The organism is Dickeya fangzhongdai, assembly GCF_002812485.1.
Taxonomy (GTDB): domain Bacteria; phylum Pseudomonadota; class Gammaproteobacteria; order Enterobacterales; family Enterobacteriaceae; genus Dickeya; species Dickeya fangzhongdai.
In genome coordinates, this window is the sequence record NZ_CP025003.1 from 3,651,577 (window position 1) to 3,674,307 (window position 22,731).

Annotated in this window: 24 protein-coding genes; 5 read left to right on the forward strand and 19 right to left on the reverse strand. The window is 57.6% G+C overall.

The genetic code is table 11. The features are described from left to right. Positions 1 to 2: 2 nt before the first annotated feature. The 7 genes from CVE23_RS16295 to ndk form a co-directional block, all read right to left on the reverse strand. Complete coding sequence (locus tag CVE23_RS16295) at positions 3 to 623, reverse strand: YfgM family protein (RefSeq protein ID WP_038666844.1); 621 nt, start codon at positions 621 to 623, stop codon at positions 3 to 5. A 13-nt stretch (positions 624 to 636) separates the two neighbouring features. Further along, positions 637 to 1,911, reverse strand: a complete 1,275-nt coding sequence (hisS, locus tag CVE23_RS16300) for a histidine--tRNA ligase (protein ID WP_042860684.1) — start codon at positions 1,909 to 1,911, stop codon at positions 637 to 639. A 152-nt stretch (positions 1,912 to 2,063) separates the two neighbouring features. After that, the gene (gene ispG / locus CVE23_RS16305) at positions 2,064 to 3,185 is read right to left on the reverse strand and encodes a flavodoxin-dependent (E)-4-hydroxy-3-methylbut-2-enyl-diphosphate synthase (RefSeq protein ID WP_049854858.1); all 1,122 of its coding nucleotides are present in this window, start codon (positions 3,183 to 3,185) and stop codon (positions 2,064 to 2,066) included. Positions 3,186 to 3,221: 36 nt separating this feature from the next. Next, a complete protein-coding gene (rodZ, locus tag CVE23_RS16310; protein ID WP_100849965.1) occupies positions 3,222 to 4,223 on the reverse strand; it encodes a cytoskeleton protein RodZ in 1,002 nt (333 codons plus the stop codon). Next, entirely contained in the window at positions 4,213 to 4,968 is a 756-nt protein-coding gene (pilW, locus tag CVE23_RS16315; RefSeq protein WP_100849966.1) for a type IV pilus biogenesis/stability protein PilW, read from the reverse strand. The genes rodZ and pilW overlap by 11 nt, the downstream gene beginning before the upstream one ends. A 200-nt stretch (positions 4,969 to 5,168) precedes the next feature. Next, entirely contained in the window at positions 5,169 to 6,347 is a 1,179-nt protein-coding gene (gene rlmN, locus CVE23_RS16320; RefSeq protein ID WP_100849967.1) for a dual-specificity RNA methyltransferase RlmN, read from the reverse strand. A 172-nt stretch (positions 6,348 to 6,519) separates the two neighbouring features. Then, on the reverse strand, positions 6,520 to 6,951 hold the full coding sequence (gene ndk / locus CVE23_RS16325) for a nucleoside-diphosphate kinase (RefSeq protein ID WP_038669379.1): 432 nt from the start codon (positions 6,949 to 6,951) through the stop codon (positions 6,520 to 6,522). A gap of 281 nt (positions 6,952 to 7,232) precedes the next feature. Here ndk and sseA point away from each other — a divergent pair, with 281 nt between their 5' ends. Further along, positions 7,233 to 8,087 (forward strand): 3-mercaptopyruvate sulfurtransferase, encoded by an 855-nt coding sequence (sseA, locus tag CVE23_RS16330; protein WP_100849968.1) that lies wholly within the window; start codon positions 7,233 to 7,235, stop codon positions 8,085 to 8,087. Between the two features lie 80 nt (positions 8,088 to 8,167). On the opposite strand, the gene sseB is transcribed toward sseA, so the two are convergent. From sseB to trmJ, 11 genes are all read right to left on the reverse strand, one after another. After that, complete coding sequence (gene sseB, locus CVE23_RS16335; protein ID WP_038666825.1) at positions 8,168 to 8,965, reverse strand: enhanced serine sensitivity protein SseB; 798 nt, start codon at positions 8,963 to 8,965, stop codon at positions 8,168 to 8,170. A 487-nt stretch (positions 8,966 to 9,452) separates the two neighbouring features. Further along, entirely contained in the window at positions 9,453 to 10,748 is a 1,296-nt protein-coding gene (pepB, locus tag CVE23_RS16345; RefSeq protein WP_100849969.1) for an aminopeptidase PepB, read from the reverse strand. A gap of 99 nt (positions 10,749 to 10,847) precedes the next feature. Next, entirely contained in the window at positions 10,848 to 11,048 is a 201-nt protein-coding gene (gene iscX, locus CVE23_RS16350) for a Fe-S cluster assembly protein IscX (RefSeq protein WP_013318961.1), read from the reverse strand. Between the two features lie 11 nt (positions 11,049 to 11,059). Beyond that, positions 11,060 to 11,395 carry an ISC system 2Fe-2S type ferredoxin gene (fdx, locus tag CVE23_RS16355; protein WP_013318962.1) on the reverse strand — a complete coding sequence of 112 codons (336 nt, stop codon included), beginning with the start codon at positions 11,393 to 11,395 and terminating at the stop codon, positions 11,060 to 11,062. 1 nt (position 11,396) lies between these two features. Next, positions 11,397 to 13,247: a Fe-S protein assembly chaperone HscA gene (gene hscA / locus CVE23_RS16360; protein WP_038919860.1), complete on the reverse strand. Its 1,851-nt coding sequence runs from the start codon at positions 13,245 to 13,247 to the stop codon at positions 11,397 to 11,399. Positions 13,248 to 13,325: 78 nt separating this feature from the next. Continuing rightward, positions 13,326 to 13,844 carry a co-chaperone HscB gene (gene hscB, locus CVE23_RS16365; protein ID WP_100849970.1) on the reverse strand — a complete coding sequence of 173 codons (519 nt, stop codon included), beginning with the start codon at positions 13,842 to 13,844 and terminating at the stop codon, positions 13,326 to 13,328. Between the two features lie 97 nt (positions 13,845 to 13,941). Then, a complete protein-coding gene (iscA, locus tag CVE23_RS16370) occupies positions 13,942 to 14,265 on the reverse strand; it encodes an iron-sulfur cluster assembly protein IscA (protein WP_033569586.1) in 324 nt (107 codons plus the stop codon). Positions 14,266 to 14,290: 25 nt separating this feature from the next. Then, on the reverse strand, positions 14,291 to 14,674 hold the full coding sequence (gene iscU, locus CVE23_RS16375; RefSeq protein WP_013318966.1) for a Fe-S cluster assembly scaffold IscU: 384 nt from the start codon (positions 14,672 to 14,674) through the stop codon (positions 14,291 to 14,293). A 24-nt stretch (positions 14,675 to 14,698) separates the two neighbouring features. Continuing rightward, entirely contained in the window at positions 14,699 to 15,913 is a 1,215-nt protein-coding gene (iscS, locus tag CVE23_RS16380) for a cysteine desulfurase (RefSeq protein WP_033569585.1), read from the reverse strand. Between the two features lie 57 nt (positions 15,914 to 15,970). Further along, the gene (iscR, locus tag CVE23_RS16385; RefSeq protein ID WP_013318968.1) at positions 15,971 to 16,465 is read right to left on the reverse strand and encodes a Fe-S cluster assembly transcriptional regulator IscR; all 495 of its coding nucleotides are present in this window, start codon (positions 16,463 to 16,465) and stop codon (positions 15,971 to 15,973) included. Between the two features lie 125 nt (positions 16,466 to 16,590). Further along, the gene (gene trmJ, locus CVE23_RS16390) at positions 16,591 to 17,340 is read right to left on the reverse strand and encodes a tRNA (cytosine(32)/uridine(32)-2'-O)-methyltransferase TrmJ (protein ID WP_100849971.1); all 750 of its coding nucleotides are present in this window, start codon (positions 17,338 to 17,340) and stop codon (positions 16,591 to 16,593) included. A 126-nt stretch (positions 17,341 to 17,466) separates the two neighbouring features. Between trmJ and suhB the strand changes: the two genes are divergently transcribed. The 4 genes from suhB (at position 17,467) to CVE23_RS16410 (ending at position 21,432) form a co-directional block, all read left to right on the forward strand. Further along, positions 17,467 to 18,270 carry an inositol-1-monophosphatase gene (gene suhB / locus CVE23_RS16395; protein WP_038666804.1) on the forward strand — a complete coding sequence of 268 codons (804 nt, stop codon included), beginning with the start codon at positions 17,467 to 17,469 and terminating at the stop codon, positions 18,268 to 18,270. 163 nt (positions 18,271 to 18,433) lie between these two features. After that, positions 18,434 to 19,558, forward strand: coding sequence for an ABC transporter substrate-binding protein (locus tag CVE23_RS16400; protein WP_038919862.1), 1,125 nt, complete (start codon positions 18,434 to 18,436; stop codon positions 19,556 to 19,558). Between the two features lie 96 nt (positions 19,559 to 19,654). Further along, positions 19,655 to 20,644 carry a FecCD family ABC transporter permease gene (locus CVE23_RS16405; RefSeq protein WP_225622696.1) on the forward strand — a complete coding sequence of 330 codons (990 nt, stop codon included), beginning with the start codon at positions 19,655 to 19,657 and terminating at the stop codon, positions 20,642 to 20,644. Next, positions 20,641 to 21,432, forward strand: a complete 792-nt coding sequence (locus CVE23_RS16410) for an ABC transporter ATP-binding protein (protein WP_038666793.1) — start codon at positions 20,641 to 20,643, stop codon at positions 21,430 to 21,432. The genes CVE23_RS16405 and CVE23_RS16410 overlap by 4 nt, the downstream gene beginning before the upstream one ends. Positions 21,433 to 21,565: 133 nt before the next feature. Here CVE23_RS16410 and CVE23_RS16415 read toward each other — a convergent pair whose 3' ends face one another. Next, positions 21,566 to 22,687 (reverse strand): ABC transporter substrate-binding protein, encoded by a 1,122-nt coding sequence (locus tag CVE23_RS16415; protein WP_038919865.1) that lies wholly within the window; start codon positions 22,685 to 22,687, stop codon positions 21,566 to 21,568. Positions 22,688 to 22,731 lie beyond the last annotated feature (44 nt).

Here is a 22,731-nt window from a genome sequence, read left to right on the forward strand (position 1 = left end):
TCTTAGCTGGGCAGATTGTTCAGTTTGATACGTAACAGGGATTGCAGCCCCTGAGAAGGTTTCGCCGCCATGCCTTTGTTGTAGGCATCACGCGCGCCCTGATTGTCGCCTTTGCTCGCCAGTACGTCGCCGCGAACATCCGCTACCATCGCCGTCCAGCCTTCCAGCTTGATGGCATCGAGCGTTTTCAACGCATCATCCGGCTTCTTCTGCTGCAACAGTACGCGAGCCAGGCGCAGATTGATCAGCGCCTGCAAATCGCCATCTTTGGTCTGGCTCAATGCCTGACGGAGCTGCTGCTCGGCTTTGGCGATATCATTTTTTTCAACGAACTGGTGCGCCAGCGCCAGCGAAGCCAGCGCGCCGTAATTGCCATGATCGCCGGTGACAAACTTTTCAGCGCCGGCAACGCCTTCCGGCGTACCGGCAGACAGAGATTCGGTCACTTGCTGATAGGCAGCGGAAGCCGCCATCGCGTTGCTTTCCTGATGGTTTTGCCAGAAACGCCAGCCTACCAGGGCGCCGATACCCAGCACCACGCCGATAGCCAACGCCTTGCCATTCTCGATAAAGAAGCGGCGAATCGCCTCAACCTGCTCGTTTTCAGTGCTATAGACTTCCACGCTGCCTTTCTCCTTAATTCAGTAACGCCGCCAGACGCGCCGCCACATCCGCCTGAGCCAGGGTTTCCTGCTCGCCGCTGGTCAGGTTTTTCACCACCACCTGCCCGGCAGCCACTTCGGTTTCGCCCAGCACCAGCGCAACCCGCGCCCCGCTCTTGTCCGCGCGGGCAAACTGTTTCTTGAAATTACCGCCGCCGTAGTTGGTCATCAGCTTCAACTGCGGCAGCGCGTCGCGCACTTTTTCCGCCAGCTGAATCGCCGCATGCTGCGTGCCGGCACCGGATGAAATCAGGTACGCGTCTACGCCAGGCTGCGCCGCGAACGCCGGATTGACGGTCTGCACCAGCAGCACCAGACGTTCCAGCCCCATGGCAAACCCCACCGCCGGCGTACTGGAGCCGCCAAGCTGTTCGACCATACCGTCATAACGACCGCCGCCGCACACCGTCCCCTGAGACCCCAGACTGCTGGTAACCCATTCGAAAACGGTACGGTTGTAATAGTCCAGTCCGCGAACCAGCCGCGGATTAACCTTATATGGGATGCCGGACTGGGTTAAAAGTTCACACAATTCATCGAAATGCGCGCGAGAGTCGTCATCCAGATAATCGGTCAGCACCGGTGCGTTATCCAGCAACGCCTGCACCTGAGCATTCTTGGAGTCGAGCACACGCAGCGGATTGGTATACATACGACGCAGGCAGTCTTCATCCAGCTGATCTTTGTGCTCTTCCAGGAAGGCAATCAGCGCTTCGCGGTAGCGGGCGCGGGCGTCCAAAGAGCCGATCGAGTTCAGTTCCAGACTGACGTGCTGATCGATACCCAGCACGCGCCACCAGCGGGCGGTCATCAGAATTAGTTCCGCATCCACATCCGGTCCTTTCAGACCAAACACTTCACATCCCAACTGATGGAACTGGCGATAACGCCCTTTCTGCGGACGCTCGTGGCGGAACATCGGGCCGATATACCACAGCCGCTGCTCTTGATTGTACAGAATGCCGTGCTCGATTCCGGCGCGGACACACCCTGCCGTGCCTTCGGGACGCAAAGTCAGGCTGTCGCCGTTGCGGTCCTCAAAAGTGTACATTTCCTTTTCAACCACATCGGTTACTTCGCCGATCGCACGTTTGAACAGCGAGGTCTGCTCGACGATCGGCATACGGATTTCGCTATAGCCGTACCCGCGGAGTACCTGTTTCAGGCTGTCTTCAATACGCTGCCACAGTGCCGTTTCGGCTGGCAGGTAGTCGTTCATGCCACGGATGGCTTGAATATTCTTTGCCACGTCAGTTCTCTATGCGTTTTCAGAAATTAATGCGCTTTTAAAAAATAGACCCGATTATAGGAGCAACGACGCAATGTCTTCAATGTCGCTGCCGCTATCATCGGGCGCTTCAATTCAGGAATTGGTGCCGGATCGCATTCGTGCAGACCGGATCACTTATCCACCATATTGACGGCGATACGCTGTTTTTCATCCAGCATAGACGCCTTGGCGCGGATCCTGGCTTCCAGTTGGTCGATCATATCGTCGTTGTCAAAACGTTCTTTCTGCCGGACGCCGTCTTCGTAAAAACCGCTCTTCTTGTTGCCGCCGGTTACGCCCAGCGTCGATACCAGCGCTTCGCCTGGACCGTTGACCACGCAACCGATAATCGATACATCCATCGGCGTGACGATGTCTTCCAGCCGCTGTTCCAACGCGTTCACCGTGCCGATCACGTCGAATTCCTGACGAGAGCAGGTCGGGCAGGCAATGAAATTGATGCCGCGGGAACGGATACGCAGAGACTTGAGAATATCGAAACCGACCTTGACCTCTTCCACCGGATCGGCCGCCAGCGAGACGCGCAGCGTATCGCCGATACCTTCAGAAAGCAGCAATCCAAGGCCGATAGCGGATTTCACCGCGCCGCTGCGCGCGCCGCCTGCTTCGGTGATCCCCAGATGCAACGGCTGATCGATACGGGACGCCAGCAAGCGGTAGGACTGCACCGCCAGGAACACGTCCGACGCTTTGACGCTGACCTTGAAGGTATGGAAATTGAGGCGATCGAGAATATCCACATGGCGCATGGCGGATTCCAGCAGCGCTTCCGGCGTCGGTTCGCCGTATTTTTCCTGCAGATCCTTTTCCAGCGAACCGGCGTTCACGCCAATGCGGATCGGAATATTTTTGTCGCGCGCGCAATCCACTACCGAACGGATACGCTCTTCGCTACCGATATTGCCGGGATTGATGCGCAGGCAATCGACCCCGTATTCCGCCACTTTCAGCGCGATACGGTAGTCAAAATGGATATCCGCCACCAGCGGCACATCCACCTGTTGTTTAATCAGACGAAATGCTTCGGCGGCGTCCATAGTCGGTACCGAGACGCGCACGATGTCCACGCCAACCCTTTCCAGCGACTTGATCTGCCTGACCGTGGCGTCAACGTCGGTAGTGCGGGTATTGGTCATCGACTGCACTGCAATCGGCGCGCCATCACCGACAGGCACCTTGCCGACGTAAATCCGGGTTGATTTGCGGCGGTTGATGGGTGCGGGGTTATGCATCACTTCTTCTCCACAATTGCCAGTGCGACGGCACGATTACTGAGCCGTCAGCGTAATACGAGCCACCTGATGGCTTTTGACAAAACGGCTCAAATCCACCGGTTTGCCCTGAAACTCGACCTGCACCGCGCCCGGCGCGCCGATTTTTAACCGGTACGGCGCCTGGCCGGTCAGGTTCAGCACATTGCCGTTACGCTGTACGCCGCTGAACAGTTTCTTGCCGGCCGCATCGACCACTTCCAGCCAGCAATCCGCGGTAAAGCGCATCACGATGGCACCCGGCGCGCCGGAAGCATCAGCCGCTGGCGCAGTACTGGCCGGCGCGGTGGCAGACTGATTCAGCAACGGCTGATCTGAAACCGATGTCGAAGCCTGAGGCGCCGCACTGGCAGGCGCGTTAGTCGTCGGAGCGACTGGCGTAGCAACGGCAGGCTGTGAAGGCGCGGCGGCAGGCGGGTTAAGTACGATAGGCTGCCCGTTGCCGGACGGCGCGCCCGCCACGCTTTCATCGTTATCCACCGGTTCCGGATCGCTGTTCGCATCAGCGGTCTGCCCGTCTTTACGGTTTTGGGACGCGTTGGCGTGATCCACCATCGAATTGATTTCCTGCTGCTGCGCCTGATGGTTCTGCCACCACCAGGCCACCGTCAGGCCCAGTACGCCAAGCAGAATCAACCAGGTGAACAGCATCAGCCAGCCATCGCGCTTCTTGCGGCTTTTGCCCAACGCCAGGCTCTGCATCGGCGCCACATTGGAGACGCGACTCGGCACGACCTGTTTTTCCAGCATCGGCAGCAATTCGTCTTCAGGGAGGTGAACCAGTCGGGCATAAGAGCGGATATAACCGCGCAAAAAGGTAGGAGCAAGGCCAGCGGGCGTATTGTTGTCTTCTATTTCGCGAACGGTCGACACTTTCAGGCACAACCGTTCTGCAACAACCTGTTGCGTCAGTCCCAACCGCTCGCGCGCTTCACGCAAACGTTCGCCAGGGGTCATTATCGTTGCTGCAGTATTATCTTGAGTGGCTTCAGTATTCATTAGCTAAGAACTGCTGGTACTGTTTGGATTGTGGAAAACTTCGCGCCAGCAATCCGCCATAACGTTTAACCTCGTCATGATGCCCCGCCAGCGCGGCGAAACGAATCTGTAGCCACAGGCTTTCGGCGTTTGCCGTAAGCAATGGCTGGTAAATATTCAGGAGCAATCGCGCCTGATCATAGCGCCCGGCGGCAAAGCGGCTGTTCGCTTCCGCCAGAAGCCGGTTTCCCCTGGCGGGATCGTATCTCAGCGCACGGCTGAGCCACTGACTCGCCTCATCCGGCTTACCGGCATTGAGGAAACAATATCCCGCGTTCTCAAGTGCATCGGCAACCTGATGGTAATCAGGGAGTTGCGCCGCAGCTGCGAACTGCCGTTGCGCCGCTACATACTGCCCTAAACCACAGAGAAACGCACCGTAATTATTCATTACGCCGCCGTTGGCGGGCGCCTGCCGCAGCAGGCGACGATAACGTGTCTCAGCGGCCTGATTCTCGCCGATGCGCTGCTCGTACAGCGCCATTCCCAACTGGGTCCGGTAATCATCCGGCGCGAGTTGTTCCGCTTTTTGCAGATTGTCGCGCGCGGCATCAAGATTATTACGGGCCAGATACTCCAGTCCCAGTTGCAACCGCGTCTGCGCCGCCGCGGGACTCACCTGTTGCGATGGCGTTTGCGCGCATCCAGCCAGCAATCCCATGCCTGCGGCCAACGCCACGGCTTTACCCAGTAACATCCGTTTCATCCCTGACACTCCTCTCGCGAGCCATCCTGGCTCGTCGAATCCGTGACATGTTACCGCAATCTGCCACCCGTGACAGCCCGCCACCGATGGCGGCCTACCCGGTGCAGTTGTAGGTCATCAATGACCACACCGTATGATAAGCCCCGAAAACGCATTTATCACCTGCTTTCCTGAGAAGGCAGGTTGATTTGACGTCAATTTCAGACGGTTTTTACCGCAATCGTGTCGTGTTGCATCTTTTTCTTCAGCGTACGTTTGGTGCGATCCACCACTTCTCCCGCCAATTGACCGCAGGCGGCATCAATATCATCACCGCGGGTTTTACGCACGATGGTGGTGAAGCCGTACTCCATCAGCACCTTGGAAAAACGATCGACACGGCTGTTGGAACTGCGGCCGTAAGGTGCGCCGGGGAACGGGTTCCAGGGAATCAGGTTGATCTTGCACGGCGTATCTTTCAGGCACTCGGCCAGTTGGTGGGCATGCTCGGTACCGTCGTTGATGTGATCCAGCATCACGTATTCCACGGTCACACGCCCCTGATTGGCGTTGGATTTCTCCAGATAGCGACGCACGGCGGACAAGAAGGTTTCGATATCATACTTTTTGTTGATCGGCATGATTTCGTTACGGATTTCATCGGTCGGCGCATGCAGGGAAATCGCCAGCGCTACGTCGATCATGTCGCCGAGCTTATCCAGCGCCGGCACCACGCCGGAAGTCGACAGCGTAACGCGGCGTTTGGACAGGCCGAAACCAAAATCATCCAGCATGATTTCCATCGCCGGCACCACATTGGTCAGGTTCAGCAGCGGTTCGCCCATCCCCATCATCACCACGTTGGTGATCGGGCGCTGACCGGTCACTTTAGCGGCGCCGATAATTTTCGCCGCGCGCCATACCTGCCCGATAATTTCGGATACGCGCAGGTTGCGGTTGAAGCCCTGCTGCGCCGTAGAACAGAATTTGCACTCCAGCGCGCAGCCAACCTGCGAGGAGACGCACAGCGTGGCGCGATCCTCTTCCGGAATGTACACCGTTTCCACGCGCTGACCGTCAACCAGAATCGCCCACTTGATGGTGCCATCGGAAGAGCGTTGTTCGTCCACCACCTCGGGCGCCCGAATTTCCGCAATCGCCTGCAGCTTGCCGCGCAGCACCTTATTAATGTCGGTCATCTGGTTAAAATCATCACAGCAGTAGTGATAGATCCATTTCATGACCTGATCGGCGCGGAACGGCTTTTCACCCAGTTCGGCGAAAAAAGCGCGCATTTGCTGACGGTTGAAATCCAGCAGGTTGATTTTTTCATTGCTGTTAGCGGCAACGGCGATGGCGTCAGCCACAGCGACGACGGGAGATACGGTTTGCTCAGACATAAATTGACTCATGGCCTCGTTGTTACACGTTATGGCGCGAAAGGGAAACGGATAATAAAGAAACGCCCCGGCTGAGCACGTGCTCATCCGGGGCGCGGCATTGTACAAATTTTATAACACCCGCGCTACCTCAGCCGCATTTTTTACCGGGGAAGGCGGTGTTTCGCCAGAATTAGCGGGTACGCGGGAAAACTTCGTCCGCGCTGAAGAAATAAGCGATTTCACGCTCGGCGGACTCTACGGAATCAGAGCCGTGCACCGCGTTTTCGGTGAAGCTGTCGGCGTAATCCGCACGCAGCGTGCCAGCCAGTGCGTTGGCCGGGTTGGTGGCGCCCATGATATCGCGGTTACGCTGCACCGCGTTTTCGGCCTGCAGTACCTGAACCATGATCGGACCGGAGGTCATGAAATCCACCAGACCGTCAAAGAACGGTTTGCCCTGATGCTCGGCGTAGAAACCTTCCGCCTGCTCACGGCTCAGGTGCAGCATTTTAGAAGCAATAATAGTGAAACCCGCGCTTTCAAAACGGGCGTAAATCGCGCCGATTGCGTTTTTGGCAACTGCGTTCGGTTTGATAATAGAGAAGGTACGTTCTACCGTCATATTGGCCTCATCCAACAACATTCAGTAACAGCCGGTTTGATAAAATTATAATACCAGCCAGTGTAAAGTGGCGCAGATTATAGAGGCACCGCCATGACTTTCCCATCGGGAAAATAACATTTTCGTAAAAAAAATTTATCCTGATTACCCATACGTATATAACAGGATTGATCCAGACGCGGCGTTAACGTCAGACGTCTTGCCCGGGTCAAAAAAATTCCAGACAATGCAATATCTTGTCTCATTCGGGGCCGAAGAACCGGCCCACACGGGGAGGTTTTATGTCCACATCCGCCGCCGGACTGTTTGTTAGCGCGTCCTGGCTGAACGACCATCGCCACGATGCTGATATCGCCCTGATTGACGCCCGCATGTTGCCGCCGGGCAATGATACGCGCGATATCGCCGCCGAATACCGGGCGGAGCATCTGCCGGGCGCCGTCTTTTTCGATATCGAATCCCTTTCCGACCATCAGACCCCGCTGCCGCACATGATGCCGGACATCGCCGCCTTTGCCGACGCGCTGGGCAAACTGGGGCTGAACGAGCAGCAGCATCTGGTGATTTACGATGAAGGCAACCTGTTTTCCGCGCCGCGCGCCTGGTGGATGCTGCGGCTGGCAGGCGCTGCCCGCATCTCGATCCTGAGCGGCGGTCTGGCGGGCTGGAAGCAGCAAGGGCTGCCGCTGGAACAGGGCGACGTCTCGCCGACCGCCCAGGTGTTTCACGCCCGGACGCCCGCCGCCGGCGCCATTCGTTCGCTGGATGACGTGCTGACCCTGTGTCAAACCGGCGACGAGCAGATTGTCGATGCCCGCCCCGCTCCCCGTTTTCTCGGCGAGGTGGACGAACCGCGGCCGGGGCTGCGCTGCGGTCATATTCCGGGGAGTTTCAACGTTCCGTGGAACTTGCTGGTTGAGAGCGGCGCGCTGAAGCCGACAGACGAGCTGGCCGCTATCTTTCATCAGGCCGGCGTCGACATCCGCCGCCCGATTGTCGCCAGCTGCGGCTCCGGCGTGACGGCATCGGTGGTGATGCTGGCGCTGTTTGTGCTCAACGCGCCGCAGGTTTCGCTCTATGACGGTTCGTGGAGCGAATGGGGCGCACGGGACGACGTGCCCGTCGTCACCGGGTGATTCGCCGGTAAAAAAAACGGCACAGGGCAAATCCGCCCGTGCCGTTTTTTTATTCGTTTCGTTCCGCCTTTAGCCGTGAGCTATGCCTGGCCGCTATTCTTGAACTCGCGCAGGAAACTGCCCCATTTCCGCTCGTAAAACGGCGTGGTATGGCGAATCAGGAAGTGGCTGATGCCGGGTTGCTCATTGCTCACCAGACAGAGATCGATCGGACGATCGTCCGGCTGGGTATCGGTCGCCACCGATCCGGCCGCCTGAATCAACTCGTCTAAGTCGTCGCCATCAGCATCCAGACCGATCAGCAGGTGCGGCTGCTCTTCATCCGGCTCCTGAATCTGCGCCAAAAACGCCCGTTTTACGTTACGGTGTTTGCTGAACAGTTGGGTCAGAGAATCGATCATCTGCGCCGGCATCTCGGCCGGAATACCGATTTTCAGTTCGGTGCCGCCATCCAGAATGTGCTGCTGCACCAGACTACTGCCCTCGCCGGACAACAAGTGCTCGATCTCCTGCGGCAGAAATTCTTTGCCATACGGCAGCTTGGGGTTCAGAAACAGCGTTGCGCCACGGGTGATATCAAACAGCGTTCTGACCGGCAGCGCCAGAAACGCCTGCTCGTCGGTCACCGCCAGTTGCAGCGCCTCCAGCGACGAGAAGAACGGAATCGCGGAATGGCCGTCCGGTTTTTCCCAGTGCTGCAACTGCAGCCCGCTGCCTGCCTGCAGGCTGCCTTCGCCAAACGTTTGGTCTTCTTCGCTGTGGCCCAGCACATACACCGTGGCCTCCAGCAGTTCGCTGAAAAACTCGGGCCGGTGCGCCGGTTCCGATGCGGCCAGCTTTAACACCTCTTCCAGCCGATTGTGGGGTGAAAACTCCATAACTCTCCTCAACGCTTAACGCTAGCAGTAAGCACAACACCAGGGGGAAAGCATTGTCCTTGTTGCAGCTTGCTGACACGCCTTGTAAGTGCAGGATGAAAGGGCTTTCTGGCGTCCAAAACTGTGCTGAGGCGAGCGACTTCGCCGGATGCGCGGCAGGGACGCCGCGCAAGCCCGTGCCGCGTCTGACAAAAACGCGAAAAGCGTTTTTGAACAGCGTTTACGCTGGCCCGCAGGGCGAGCCACAGCATGTGGCGAGTCAACGCGTCACGGGCGGTCCGAACAGCGAAGGCGAACACCGAAGGTACCGCATCAGCGGCACAGTTTAGCCACCAGCCAGTGGTCAAGGAGAGGCGGCGTCTGAGCCTCTCCTTGTCGTGCGTGCGATGTAATAACAAAGAAACTACGCCGTTTATCCCGCACGAAACCATTCACTGCTCAAACAAACATCATTGTTCATAAGACAACACTGCTGTTTGTTAACAGCTCAACCCGCTTTGCTTAGCAGGAAGTCGGCCAGCGTGCGCACGCCCAGACCGGTTGCGCCGGCAGACCACTGTTCTACCGCCGACTTGCGGTAGGTGGCGGAACAGTCAATATGCAGCCAGCCTTGCTGATAGTTTTTCACAAAGTGAGACAGAAACGCCGCCGCCGTACTGGCGCCCGCGGTATGCGCCGCGCCGGCCACGTTATTCAGCTCGGCGAAGTTGGACGGCAAATGCTGGCGGTGGAATTCTTCCAGCGGCAGGCGCCAGAACGGTTCGCCTTCACGGCGGGCGCTGTCCATCAGTGAATCGATCATCGCGTCGTCGAAACTGAACAGCGCGTGATAATCATTGCCCAGCGCGGTTTTGGCGGCGCCGGTCAGGGTCGCGCAGTCAACAATCCACTGCGGGTTCTGTTCAGACGCGTCAATCAGGCCGTCAGCCAGCACCAGACGCCCTTCGGCATCGGTATTCATCACTTCGACGGTTTTACCGTTGCGATAGCGGATGATATCGCCCAGACGGAACGAATTGCCGCTCACCATGTTGTCGGCGCAGCACAGGTACAGTTTCACGCGTTGCTGCAGGCCGCGGGCCGCCGCCAGCGCCAGTGCGCCGGTCACCGTCGCCGCACCGCCCATATCGGACTTCATGGAATCCATGAAGCTGCTGCCTTTCAGGCTGTAGCCGCCGGTATCAAAGGTGATGCCTTTACCGACCAGACAGGCCAGCACCGGCGCATCCGCCTTGCCGCTCGGGTTATAATCCAGCGCCAGCAATACCGGCGAACGTTCGGAACCACGCCCTACCGTGTGCAGGCCGGCATAGTTCTGCTCACGCAGATCCTCGCCTTTGGTAATGCGGTAAGAAATCGCCTCGCCCGCCACGCTGCACAGCAGGTCGATAGCGCGGGTCGCTAGCTGTTCCGGCCCCAGATCTTCCGCCGGCAGGTTGATGGTGTCGCGCACCCAGTCAACGATCTTCAGACGACGATCCAGCTCCTGCCGCTGCGCGTCCGCCAGTGTCGCCCACTCCACCGCGCGTTTGCCTTTCGGACCGCGATATCCCTGCCAGAACGCCCAGCTGCTTTCCAGATCCCAGCCTTCACCGGCCAGTTTGACGTGTTTAATGCCCTGCCCGTCGATTTTGCGGGCCGCGCGCTGGATGACGGTCAGCGGTTTATCGCCGGACAGATGAATGGTAAATCCCTGCTCATTGGCGGTTAACGAGGCTTTCTCACCCCAGCGGGCGTCCGCTGGCTGATGGGAAAGCGTAATCAGCATCGCTTCAGTTGTCATACATCTACTCCAGATTGGGCCTGATTATCATCAGCCCATTATCGCCATGATAAAAAAGAGAAAACGGGCCGCCTCAAGGCAGCCCGTTGACCAGTTTGGTTATTCGGCTTCGTCCAGCCACACCAGCAGGATCGCTTCCAGGATTTTTTCGTTAGAGGCTTCCGGCTCGTCGTCAAACTCATCCAGTTCGCAAATCCAGCGGTGCAAATCGGTGAAACGCACGGTCTTCGGATCGACATCAGGATAGAGATCGTACAGCGCTTCGCCGATTTCACGGCTATCGGTCCACTTCAGTCCCATGACTCCCCCTATCAATGCTCGCGTGCGTGGTTAATGGTATAACGCGGAATTTCCACCACCAGATCTTCATCGGCGACGCGCGCCTGGCAGCCCAGACGGCTTTCCGGTTCCAGCCCCCAGGCTTTATCCAGCATGTCGTCTTCGTCTTCGGTGCTTTCCGCCAACGAATCAAATCCTTCACGGACGATACAGTGACAGGTGGTGCAGGCACAGGATTTTTCGCAAGCGTGCTCAATCTCGATGCCATTGCGCAACGCCACGTTCAGAATAGTTTCACCACTGCTCGCTTCCAGAACTGCCCCTTCCGGACACAAGTCCTGATGCGGCAGAAAAACAATCTTGGGCATGTTATACCTCGTCCACGGAATGCCCCGCCAGTGCGCGGCGGATAGACTCATCCATACGGCGGGCAGCGAATTCCTGGGTTTGTTGATCTAATGTTTTAATCGCGGCCTCAATGGCTGAGGCGTCGGTTTCCTGCGCGGCCTGTTGCAGTTGAAGGCTGGCGACGTCGATCGCGGCTCGCTCTTCGTCGTTCAACAAGGCGGCATCCGTCGCCAGCGCGCTATTGAGGCTTTCCAGCACGCGCGCCGCTTCCACGCGCTGCTCGGCCAGCAGACGCGCGCCGATGTCGCTCTGCGCGTTCTGCATGGAATCGGTAATCATGGCGGCGATCTCGTCGTCGCTCAAACCGTAGGACGGCTTCACCTGGATGGAGGCTTCCACCCCGGTGGATTTTTCCATCGCGGTCACGCTCAGCAACCCGTCGGCGTCCACCTGGAACGTCACCCGGATATGCGCGCCGCCGGCAGGCATCGGCGGGATGCCGCGCAGCGTGAAACGCCCCAGCGAACGGCAATCCTGCACCAGCTCACGCTCGCCCTGCAACACATGGATCATCATCGCGGTCTGGCCGTCCTTGAAGGTGGTGAATTCCTGCGCGCGCGCCGCCGGGATGGTGGTATTGCGCGGAATAACTTTCTCGACCAGCCCGCCCATGGTTTCCAACCCCAGCGACAGCGGAATCACGTCCAGCAGCAGCATTTCGCTGTCGGGCTTGTTGCCCACCAGAATATCGGCCTGAATCGCGGCGCCGATAGCCACCACCTTGTCCGGATCGATAGACGTCAGCGGCGTGCGGCCGAAGAATTCGCCTACCTGCTCACGCACCAGCGGCACACGGGTGGAGCCGCCGACCATTACCACCTCTTTCACCTCATCCGCGTCAACGCCGGCGTCTTTCAGCGTGCGACGGCAGGACAACAGCGTGCGTTTCACCAGCGGCGCAATCAGCGTGTTGAACTGCTCGCGGGTGATGTCGCCTTGCCAGCCCGCCACCGATACCGGCACGGTTTGTGCGTCGCTCAAGGCAATCTTGGTCTGTATGGCGGTATTGAGCAGCACCTGCTGCAATTGATGATCGTCTCGGGCCGTGATCCCGGCCTGCTCGCGAATCCACTCGACCAGCAAGTGGTCGAAATCATCGCCGCCCAGCGCGGAGTCGCCGCCGGTGGCCAGCACTTCAAACACGCCGCGGCTAAGACGCAGAATAGAGATGTCGAAAGTGCCGCCGCCCAGATCATACACGGCGATCACGCCTTCCTGGCCGGAATCCAGCCCGTAGGCAATCGCCGCCGCGGTAGGTTCGTTAAGCAAGCGCAACACATGCAGACCGGCCAGCCGGGCCGCGTCTTTGGTGCCCTGACGCTGGGCGTCGTCAAAATAGGCCGGTACGGTGATCACCACCCCGTCAGGCAGCCCATTCAGCGCCTCTTCGGCACGCCGGGTCAGCGCCGTCAGGATATCGGCCGACACCTGAATCGGGTTGCGCGGGCCGGCGGCGGTCTGCAACACCGGCAGGCCATTTTCACTGGCTTCAAACCGATAAGGCAAATGGGGATAGCGCTGACGGATATCGGAGAGCGAGCGTCCCATCAGCCGCTTGACGGAACTGACGGTGTTTACCGGGTCGGCCGCCGCCTGCTGGCGCGCTTCCCAACCAACGGTCAGCCCGTCGGCATGGTAGTGGACGACAGACGGCAACAGATCGCGTCCGTCATGATCGGGCAGCGTTTGCGTCTCACCGCTGCGGACGGTGGCGACCAGGGAATGGGTGGTCCCCAGATCAATCCCGACGGCCAGACGACGCTGATGCGGCGCCGCACTCAGCCCCGGCTCACTGATTTGTAATAAGGCCATATTGAGCTTCCATCAATTGGCGGGCGGGCGACGATACGGCCATATGGCCAACGACGGTCCCGCCGGATTGAATTTTACTTATCGTTCCAGCAATTGTTCTTCGAGTTGTTCAACCTGCTGCCGGAGTCGATCAAAAAAGCGCAGTTTACGTAACGTATCCGCCGCATCCGGCCAGAATTCTTCATCCAGTTCGCGCTGCATTTGCTCGCTGCGCTGACGGATCATCCCATTCAGACGCTGTGCAAATGCCGCCAATGCGATTTCCGCATCCGGACGACGTTCAATCTCGTCCAACTCTTCGCGCAGTTCCATCTGCTCCATCAGGAATGCGGTGTCATGAAGCGTATGCTGCTCGTTGCTTAAATCAAAACCGTGCAAAGATAACATATACTCCGCGCGTTTCAGCGGATGTTTCAGCGCCTGATAGGCATTATTGATGGTCGCAGCCTGTTGTAACGCCATCATGCGTTCACGTTCCGGGCTGGCGGCGAAGCGGTCGGGATGAAACTGGCGCTGCAGTTCCTGAAACCGGGAAGCAAGCAGGCTGCCATCCACGTTATAGCGAATCGGCAGCCCGAATAAAGTAAAGTAATCCATAGTGTGCTCTGAGTTCGCAGACAATCAATGCGCGCCCGCCGCTTTACATGCCGGAGCACACAAAGCGGCGGGAGTCGGTCAACAGGCCGACCGGCGGTCAGACGTTAAAGCTTTCGCCGCAACCGCACTCGCTGGAAACGTTAGGGTTATTGAATTTGAAGCCTTCGTTCAGCCCTTCCTTGACGAAATCCAGTTCGGTGCCGTCAAGGTAGACCAGGCTTTTGCCATCAATAATGACCTTCACGCCCTTGTCTTCAAACACCACATCATCGGTGTTCAGTTCATCAACAAATTCCAGCACATACGCCATACCGGAACAACCGGATGTTCTCACACCCAGACGCAGGCCGATGCCTTTGCCGCGATTGACCATAAAGGCATTGACGCGTTGCGCAGCGCTGTCGCTCAGGGAAATCGACATAGCAAACCTCTAATTCATCTGCCCGTTATTTGTCGCGTTTGCTCTTGTAATCGGCGATGGCGGCCTTGATGGCGTCTTCAGCCAAAATCGAGCAGTGGATTTTCACCGGCGGCAGTTCCAGTTCTTCGGCGATCTGGGTGTTTTTAATGGATTCGGCTTCGTTCAGGCTCTTGCCCTTCACCCACTCGGTCACCAGCGAGCTGGAGGCGATAGCGGAACCGCAACCGTAGGTTTTGAAGCGGGCATCTTCGATGATTCCCTGCTCGTTAACCTTAATCTGCAGCTTCATGACGTCGCCGCAGGCCGGTGCGCCTACCATACCGCTGCCGATGCTCGGATCCGACGAATCAAACGAGCCGACGTTGCGCGGGTTTTCATAGTGATCAATTACTTTTTCGCTGTAAGCCATAATATACGTCCTGATTCCTGCGAATTAATGATGCGCCCATTCGATGCTGCCGATATCCACGCCCTGCTTGAACATTTCCCACAGCGGAGACAAGTCGCGCAGGCGGCCGATGGATTTGCGAACCAGATCGATGGTGTAGTCAATTTCTTCTTCAGTAGTGAAGCGGCCCAGTGAGAAACGGATGGAACTGTGCGCCAGTTCATCGTTCATCCCCAGCGCGCGCAGCACATAGGAAGGCTCCAGGCTGGCGGAAGTACAGGCCGAGCCGGAAGACACCGCCAGATCTTTCAACGCCATGATCAGCGATTCGCCTTCCACGTAGTTGAAGCTGACGTTCAGGATATTCGGCGCGCCCTGTTCCAGGTCGCCGTTCAGGTATACTTCCTCGATATCGTTGATACCGTTCCACAGGCGATCGCGCAGGCTACGCAGGCGTGCCGCTTCTTCCGCCATTTCTTCTTTGGCGATGCGGTAGGCTTCGCCCATGCCCACGATCTGGTGCACCGGCAGGGTGCCGGAACGCATGCCGCGCTCGTGGCCGCCGCCGTGCATCTGCGCTTCGATGCGCACGCGCGGCTTGCGACGCACATACAGCGCGCCAATCCCTTTCGGGCCGTAAATCTTGTGGCCGGAGAAGGACATCAGGTCGACTTTCAACTGGCTGAGGTCAATCGGCAGTTTACCCACGCTCTGGGTCGCGTCGACATGGAAAATGATGCCGCGGCTACGGCACATTTCGCCGATAGCGGCGATATCCTGCACCACGCCGATTTCGTTGTTCACATGCATAATGGACACCACGATGGTGTCATCGCGCATGGCGGCTTCCAGCTCTTTCAAGTCGATGATGCCGTTACGCTGCGGCGCCAGATAAGTCACTTCAAACCCTTCGCGCTCCAGCTGGCGGCAGGTATCCAGCACGGCTTTGTGTTCCGTCTTGCTGGTGATGATGTGCTTGCCTTTCTTCTGGTAGAAGTTCGCCGCGCCCTTGATAGCCAGGTTGTCGGACTCGGTGGCGCCGGAAGTAAAAACGATCTCACGCGGATCCGCGCCGACCAGTTCGGCAATCTGGTTACGAGCGATATCCACCGCCTCTTCCGCCTGCCAGCCAAAACGGTGGGAGCGGGAAGCGGGGTTGCCGAACGTGCCGTCCAGGGTCAGAAACTGCATCATTTTTTCAGCCACGCGCGGATCGACCGGCGTCGTGGCGGAATAATCCAGATAAATCGGTAACTTCATTGCTCTTAAACTCCGTACATCACTTCAAAACGTTCAAGGCGTTTTGTTCTTTTTTTTTCAGGCACGCAAGTTGACGTTAATGGTTTCTTGTATGCGTCCGTTGGCGGTACGACGCACGTCAGCATCCTGACGATCCGCGACGTCCAGAATCTCTTTGTTATTAACCAGTTCATCCAGGGTGATGTTGTTGAGGAACTCGCTGATGCGGTCGCTCAGATCGCGCCACAGCGTATGGGTCAGACAGCGATCGCCGCCCTGACACCCTTCTTTCCCCTGGCAGCGGGTGGCGTCCACGGATTCATCCACGGCGGAGATGACCGAACCGACAGCGATTTCGGCGGCATCTTTACCCAACAAATAGCCGCCGCCCGGGCCACGCACGCTGGCAACCAACCCATGCTTGCGCAGGCGAGAAAACAGCTGTTCCAGATAAGAAAGCGAAATACCCTGACGTTCAGAGATGTCAGCCAGTGGAACCGGGCCTTCTTTTGAATGCAGCGCCACATCGAGCATGGCGGTAACGGCGTAGCGGCCTTTAGATGTCAGTCTCATGTTAATGGTATCCGTAAGATAAACATGTATTATTAAGACAAGTATTATGAGTCAATCATACATAGCACAGTCATGAGTCTGACATTCCCGAGTGTTTCAGTCAACTATTTAACCGAGTAAATAACTCAACTATTGTCCTGCGGCTTGTCCGTCGACGAGGCGGTCTTGGTGATCGCGCTCAGGATGCCGCGCAGAATATTGAGCTCCTGGTTTTCCGGACGGGCGCGGGTAAACAACCGGCGCAGCTTGTTCATCACCTGCCCCTGATGCGCCTGGCGAATGAAACCGGTGTGCAGCAGCGTCTCTTCCAGATGCTGATAAAAGCGCTCCAGATCATCCGCCAGCGGGTATGGACTCTCCTCATGCGCCGGCTCGCCCTGTTGCTGGCGATCCAGCCAGGCGACGCGCACCTCATAGGACAGGATCTGTACCGCCATCGCCAGATTGAGCGAGCTGTACTCCGGATTAGCGGGGATCGCCACATGGTAGTGGCATTTCTGCAGTTCCTCATTCGTCAGCCCCACGCGCTCGCGACCGAACACAATCGCCACCGGCGCGCGCTGCGCTTCCTGAATACTGCGCACGCCGCACTCGCGCGGCTCCAACATCGGCCAGGGCAAGGTACGGGAACGGGCGCTGGTGCCCACCACCAGACTACAGCCTTCCAGCGCCTGATCGAGAGAATCAACGATGGTGGCGTTGCCAATAACATCACTGGCGCCGGCAGACAACGAAATGGCCTGCGAATCGGGTTTGACCAGCGGATTGACCAGCCAGAGATTGGTCAACCCCATGGTTTTCATCGCCCTGGCCGTTGACCCCATATTGCCGGTATGTGAAGTTTCCACCAGCACAATGCGTATATTCTGTAACATGCGGACTCTGTCATATGAAACGAAAACCGGCGTATATTAACACAAACTTCTCTGTTTTCTCTTTCTCCCGCTATCTGCTATACTCCGCGCCGTTTTCTGTTCTTTAACATTCTTGTGGACGATACCATGCATCCGATGCTTAACATCGCCGTGCGCGCAGCGCGCAAAGGCGGCAACCTGATAGCTAAAAACTATGAAACGCCTGACGCCGTTGAGGCCAGCCAGAAAGGCAGTAACGATTTTGTCACCAACGTTGACCGTGATGCAGAACGCCTGATTATTGAGGTCATCCGCAAAGCCTATCCGCAGCACACCATTATTGGTGAAGAATGTGGTGAACTGGTTGGCGAAGATCAGGACGTACAATGGATTATCGATCCCCTGGATGGCACCACCAACTTCATCAAACGTCTTCCCCATTTTGCCGTTTCCATCGCCGTTCGCGTCAAAGGCCGCACCGAAGTGGCCGTGGTCTACGATCCGATGCGTAATGAGCTGTTCACCGCCACCCGCGGTCAGGGTACCCAGTTGAACGGCTACCGTCTGCGCGGCAGCAACGCCCGCGATCTGGACGGCACTATTCTCGCGACCGGTTTCCCGTTTAAGCACAAACAGCACAGCGCCAGCTATCTGCGCGTACTGGAAGCGCTGTTCGGCCAGTGCGCCGACTTCCGCCGCACCGGTTCCGCCGCGCTCGATCTGGCTTATGTAGCGGCCGGCCGTGTGGACGGGTTCTTTGAAATCGGTCTGAAACCGTGGGACTTCGCTGGCGGCGAACTGCTGGTGCGTGAAGCCGGCGGCATCATTACCGACTTCATCGGCGGCCACAACTACCTCGCTTCCGGCAACATCGTCGCCGGTAACCCGCGCGTGGTGAAATCCCTGCTGTCGACCATCCGCGAGCAACTGAGCGACGCGCTGAAGCGTTAACACCTTCTGTGGGCATGTCGTCAGGCATGCCCCTGCTATTATTTTTCTTTACAACTCAGCCCTGTTGAGTGAAAGTTTAATTTTATATGATAATAATTATTAAACTCATTCATTTGCGTCGGGGATTATCCCCGTCTATCAGCAGTTCATGACAGGAAGAATCATGTTAAAGAAATCATGGCGTCACCTTTTGCTGGCTACCACACTGACCACCTCCTTCACCAGCTTCGCCACCCAATATCCCCTCACCGTTACTGATATCGACGGACAAAGCGTCACCATCAAACAGGAACCACAGCGCATTGTGCTGCAGGACGGCCGCGATATCATGGCGATGGCGCTGCTGGACCGCGATAACCCGTTTAACCGTCTGGTCGCCTGGAACAATTTGCCGAAAAAACAGGACACCGCCACCTGGGATCTGCTGAAAGGCAAATGGCCGCAGTCTGAAAGCATTCTGGACATGGGTTTCAGCGACAAGGGTGAAGTGGAACTGGAAAGTATTCTGGCCAAAAAACCTGACCTGATGATCGCCCAACTGCGTGCCAAACCGGCTCTGATGGAAAACGGCGTGATCGGCAAACTGAACGCGCTGCACATTCCGCTGGTGTTTGTGGATTATGAAATCAATCCGGCCAAAAATACCGCGCCCAGCGTCGATCTGCTTGGCAAGGTGCTGAACCGTGAAGAAAACGCCAAAGCGTATACCGACTTTTACCGCCAGCACTTTGACAACATCCAGAAGGTGACTGCAGGCATCGCCACCAAACCTAACGTGTTCATTGAGCCTATCGCCGGCAACACCGATGCCTGCTGCTTCACCCATTCCCACAGCGGCTGGGGCGGCTTGCTGGAAGGCATCGGCGCGAAGAACATCGGTTCCGGACTGTTGCCGGGCGCGTCCGGCTTTGTCTCACTGGAAAAAGTGATCAGCGAAAAACCCGATACCTACATCATGACCGGTTCCAAACGCGGCAACGGCACCAGCAAGATTCTGCCGTTCGGCTATGACGCCAGCAACAGCGACATTCAGGACAAAGCCAAAGCGCTGCTGAGCCGTACCGGCATCGACCAGGTTCCTGCGATTAAAGCCGGTCAGGTTTACGGGGTATACCACCACTTCTATAACCATCCGTACAACATCGTCGGTATGGAGTATCTGGCCAAAGCGGTGTATCCGAAGCAGTTCAGCACGCTGAACCCGGACGATACCTATCACTATATCGTTCGCCATTTCACCACCCTGCCTGACAACAACTTTGTGTTTGCCCGCAAACTGGCCGAGTAATTCATGAGTGTAACCACCGAATCCCCTATCAGCCGTGTCAGCACGGCTGAAAACAGCGCGCTAACCCATTATCGGCATATCATTCGCCATCGGCTGATGGTGATGGCGGTGCTGGTCATAGCGATTGTCGCCTCCCTGCTGCTGGACTTTGTGCTCGGTCCTTCCGGCCTGCCGCTGGATGTGCTGTGGCAAACGCTAACCGACCCCGCCAACGCAGACGCCGGTAGCCGCGTCATCGTCTGGGACATCCGCCTGCCGTATGCGCTGATGGCGGTGGTGGTCGGTCTGGCGTTGGGGCTGGCGGGCGCAGAGATGCAAACCATCCTGAACAACCCGCTGGCCAGCCCGTTCACACTGGGCGTGTCCTCCGCGGCGGCATTCGGCGCGGCGCTGGCAATCGTATTGGGGATCGGTATTCCGGGTATTCCGGCGCAATGGTTCATTTCAGCCAACGCCTTCCTGTTCGCGCTGCTGGCGGCGCTGCTGCTCGACGGCATTACCCGCTGGACCAAGGTAGCGACATCCGGCGTGGTGTTGTTCGGGATCGCGCTGGTGTTCACCTTTAACGCGCTGGTGTCCATCCTGCAATTCATCGCCAACGAAGATACGTTGCAGGGGCTGGTGTTCTGGACCATGGGCAGCCTGGCGCGCTCATCCTGGGAAAAACTCGGCATTCTGCTGGCGGTGTTGGCTATCGTGATGCCGCTATCCATGATGAGCTCATGGAAGCTGACCGCATTGCGTTTGGGCGAAGATCGCGCCATCAGTTTCGGCATCAACGTGCGCCGTTTGCGTCTGGCCACGCTGCTGCGCATCAGTTTCCTGTCGGCGCTGTCGGTAGCGTTCGTCGGGCCGATTGGCTTCATCGGTCTGGTGGCGCCGCATATTGCCCGCATGATTTTCGGCGAGGATCACCGCTTCTATTTGCCGGCCAGCGCCCTGACCGGCGCGCTGGTGCTGTCGCTGGCATCCGTTGTATCCAAAAACCTGCTGCCGGGCGTCATCATTCCGGTAGGGATTGTCACTTCGCTGGTAGGGGTTCCTTTCTTCCTCAGCATCATTCTGCGTAACCGGGGGAACGTATGAGTCACAACGGACTGGCGATTTCTCGTTTTTCAGCGGGCTACCCCAGACGAACCGTCATTAACGATCTGTCGGTTCCGCTGCTGCCGCGCGGCAGGATCACCGTACTGCTGGGGCCGAACGGCAGCGGCAAGTCGACGCTGCTGCGCGCACTGGCCGGGCTGGGGCAAGCGCAAGGCGATCTGCTGTTGGATGATGTCAACCTGATGCAGTTGCCGTTCGCCAAACGGGCGGAAAAAGTAGTGTATCTGCCGCAGTCATTGCCTGCTGGCGTGCATCTGCACGTACTGGAATCGATTATCGTCGCCCAGCGCGCGTCCGGCGGGTTGCATCACAGCAGCAACGAAGACGAGGTGCTGACGCTGCTCAGGCAGTTGGGCATTTCGCATCTGGCGATGAGCTATCTGGACCAGCTTTCCGGCGGTCAGAAACAGCTGGTCGGGTTGGCGCAGTCGCTTATCCGTCAGCCTTCGCTGCTGTTACTGGATGAGCCGCTCAGCGCGCTCGACCTCAACTACCAGTTCCACGTGATGGATCTGGTACGTCAGGAAACCCGCAAGCGCAATATCGTGACGGTAGTGGTGGTGCATGACATCAATATCGCGCTGCGTCATGGCGACCACGTGCTGATGCTCAAAGACGGCAAGCTGATCGCCGATGGCGAGCCAGCCGAGGTAATCAGTGAAGAGAGCCTGGCGCAGGTGTACGGCGTTCGCGGCCGCATCGAACGCTGCTCTCGCGGTATTCCGCAGGTGATGATTGACGGGCTGGTTGCCGAACCAACCTTGTAAACCACGCAGCTCATAAAAAACGCCCCGACCATGCAGATGATCGGGGCGTTTTGTTATTCACGTTTTTTCTTCACGTTTGGTTATTGCCGCTCTGTTGCGATCAGCCGCCCGATAAAGGCGGCATCATCGCTGGTCAGGATTTCGCCGGCAGCGTCACCCAGTAACCCGGCTGGTACGGCAACGGCAGGAATTTCTCATGGAAGGTACGGAAGGTGGCATCCGGATCGATATCTTTGAACAAGTCCGGGTGCAGCCACTTCGCCATCGCCTGAATCGCCACAAACTGATACGGGCTGTCATAGAACTGATGCCAGATGGCATGCGCCTTGCCGTTGGTGGCGACCGGCAGCGTTTTGAATGCGGAGCGTTCCATCAGCTTCTGCAAGCGCTGCAGCGCCTGTTGCTGGTCGGCCCCCGGCCCTACGCCAACCCAGCCGTTGGCGGTGTTGTAGTTCTTCCAGTTGGCGCCGGTGACGATCACCACGTCCGGACGCGCGCTGATAATCTGCTCCGGGTTCAGGGTGCCGAAAGTACCGGGGATAATGCCCTTGGCGATATTGATGCCGCCCGCGACTTCCACCATTTTCCCGAAGTTTTCATTACCGAATGACATGCAGCACTCTTCGTCATAGCCACCGGCGCGGTCGATCATCACCTTCGGACGCGGCCCCTGATAGTTCTTCAGGCGATCGGTCACGATATCAATCTGCTGACGGCGGAACTGAACGATCTCTTCGGCGCGCGCCGGTTTGCCCAGCAGTTGGCCCATAATGCGAATGCTTTTCTCGGCGTTTTCAAACGGTTTTTCGCGGAAGTCGATAAACACCACCGGAATGCCCAGACCGCTGAGTTTTTCAATCAGTTTGGCTTCATCGGTAGCGGCTTTCGCTTCCAGGTTCATCAACACCAGATCCGGCTTCAGGTTCACCGCCTGCTCAACATTGAAGGTGCCGTCTTTGGCGCCGCCGAAGGTCGGCAGTTGTTTAATCTGCGGATATTTATGTTCATAAGCCAGATAGCCGTCATAGTCGGCTTTCGGCAAGTCGTCACGCCAGCCGACCACGCGCTGGAACGGCGCATCGGTATCAAACGCCGCCAGCAGATAAATCTGCCGCCCTTCCCCCAGAATCACGCGCTTAACTTCAGACTTGATCTCGACTTTTCTGCCGCTAACGTCTTCCACCACAATGGGGGCAGCCCGGACTGCCGAAACCAGCCCCAACGCCATGCCAACGGCACACAACCACTTTTTCATTCTGTTATTCCCTGCCTGTTTTACGGATAATGAGAGTAATTATC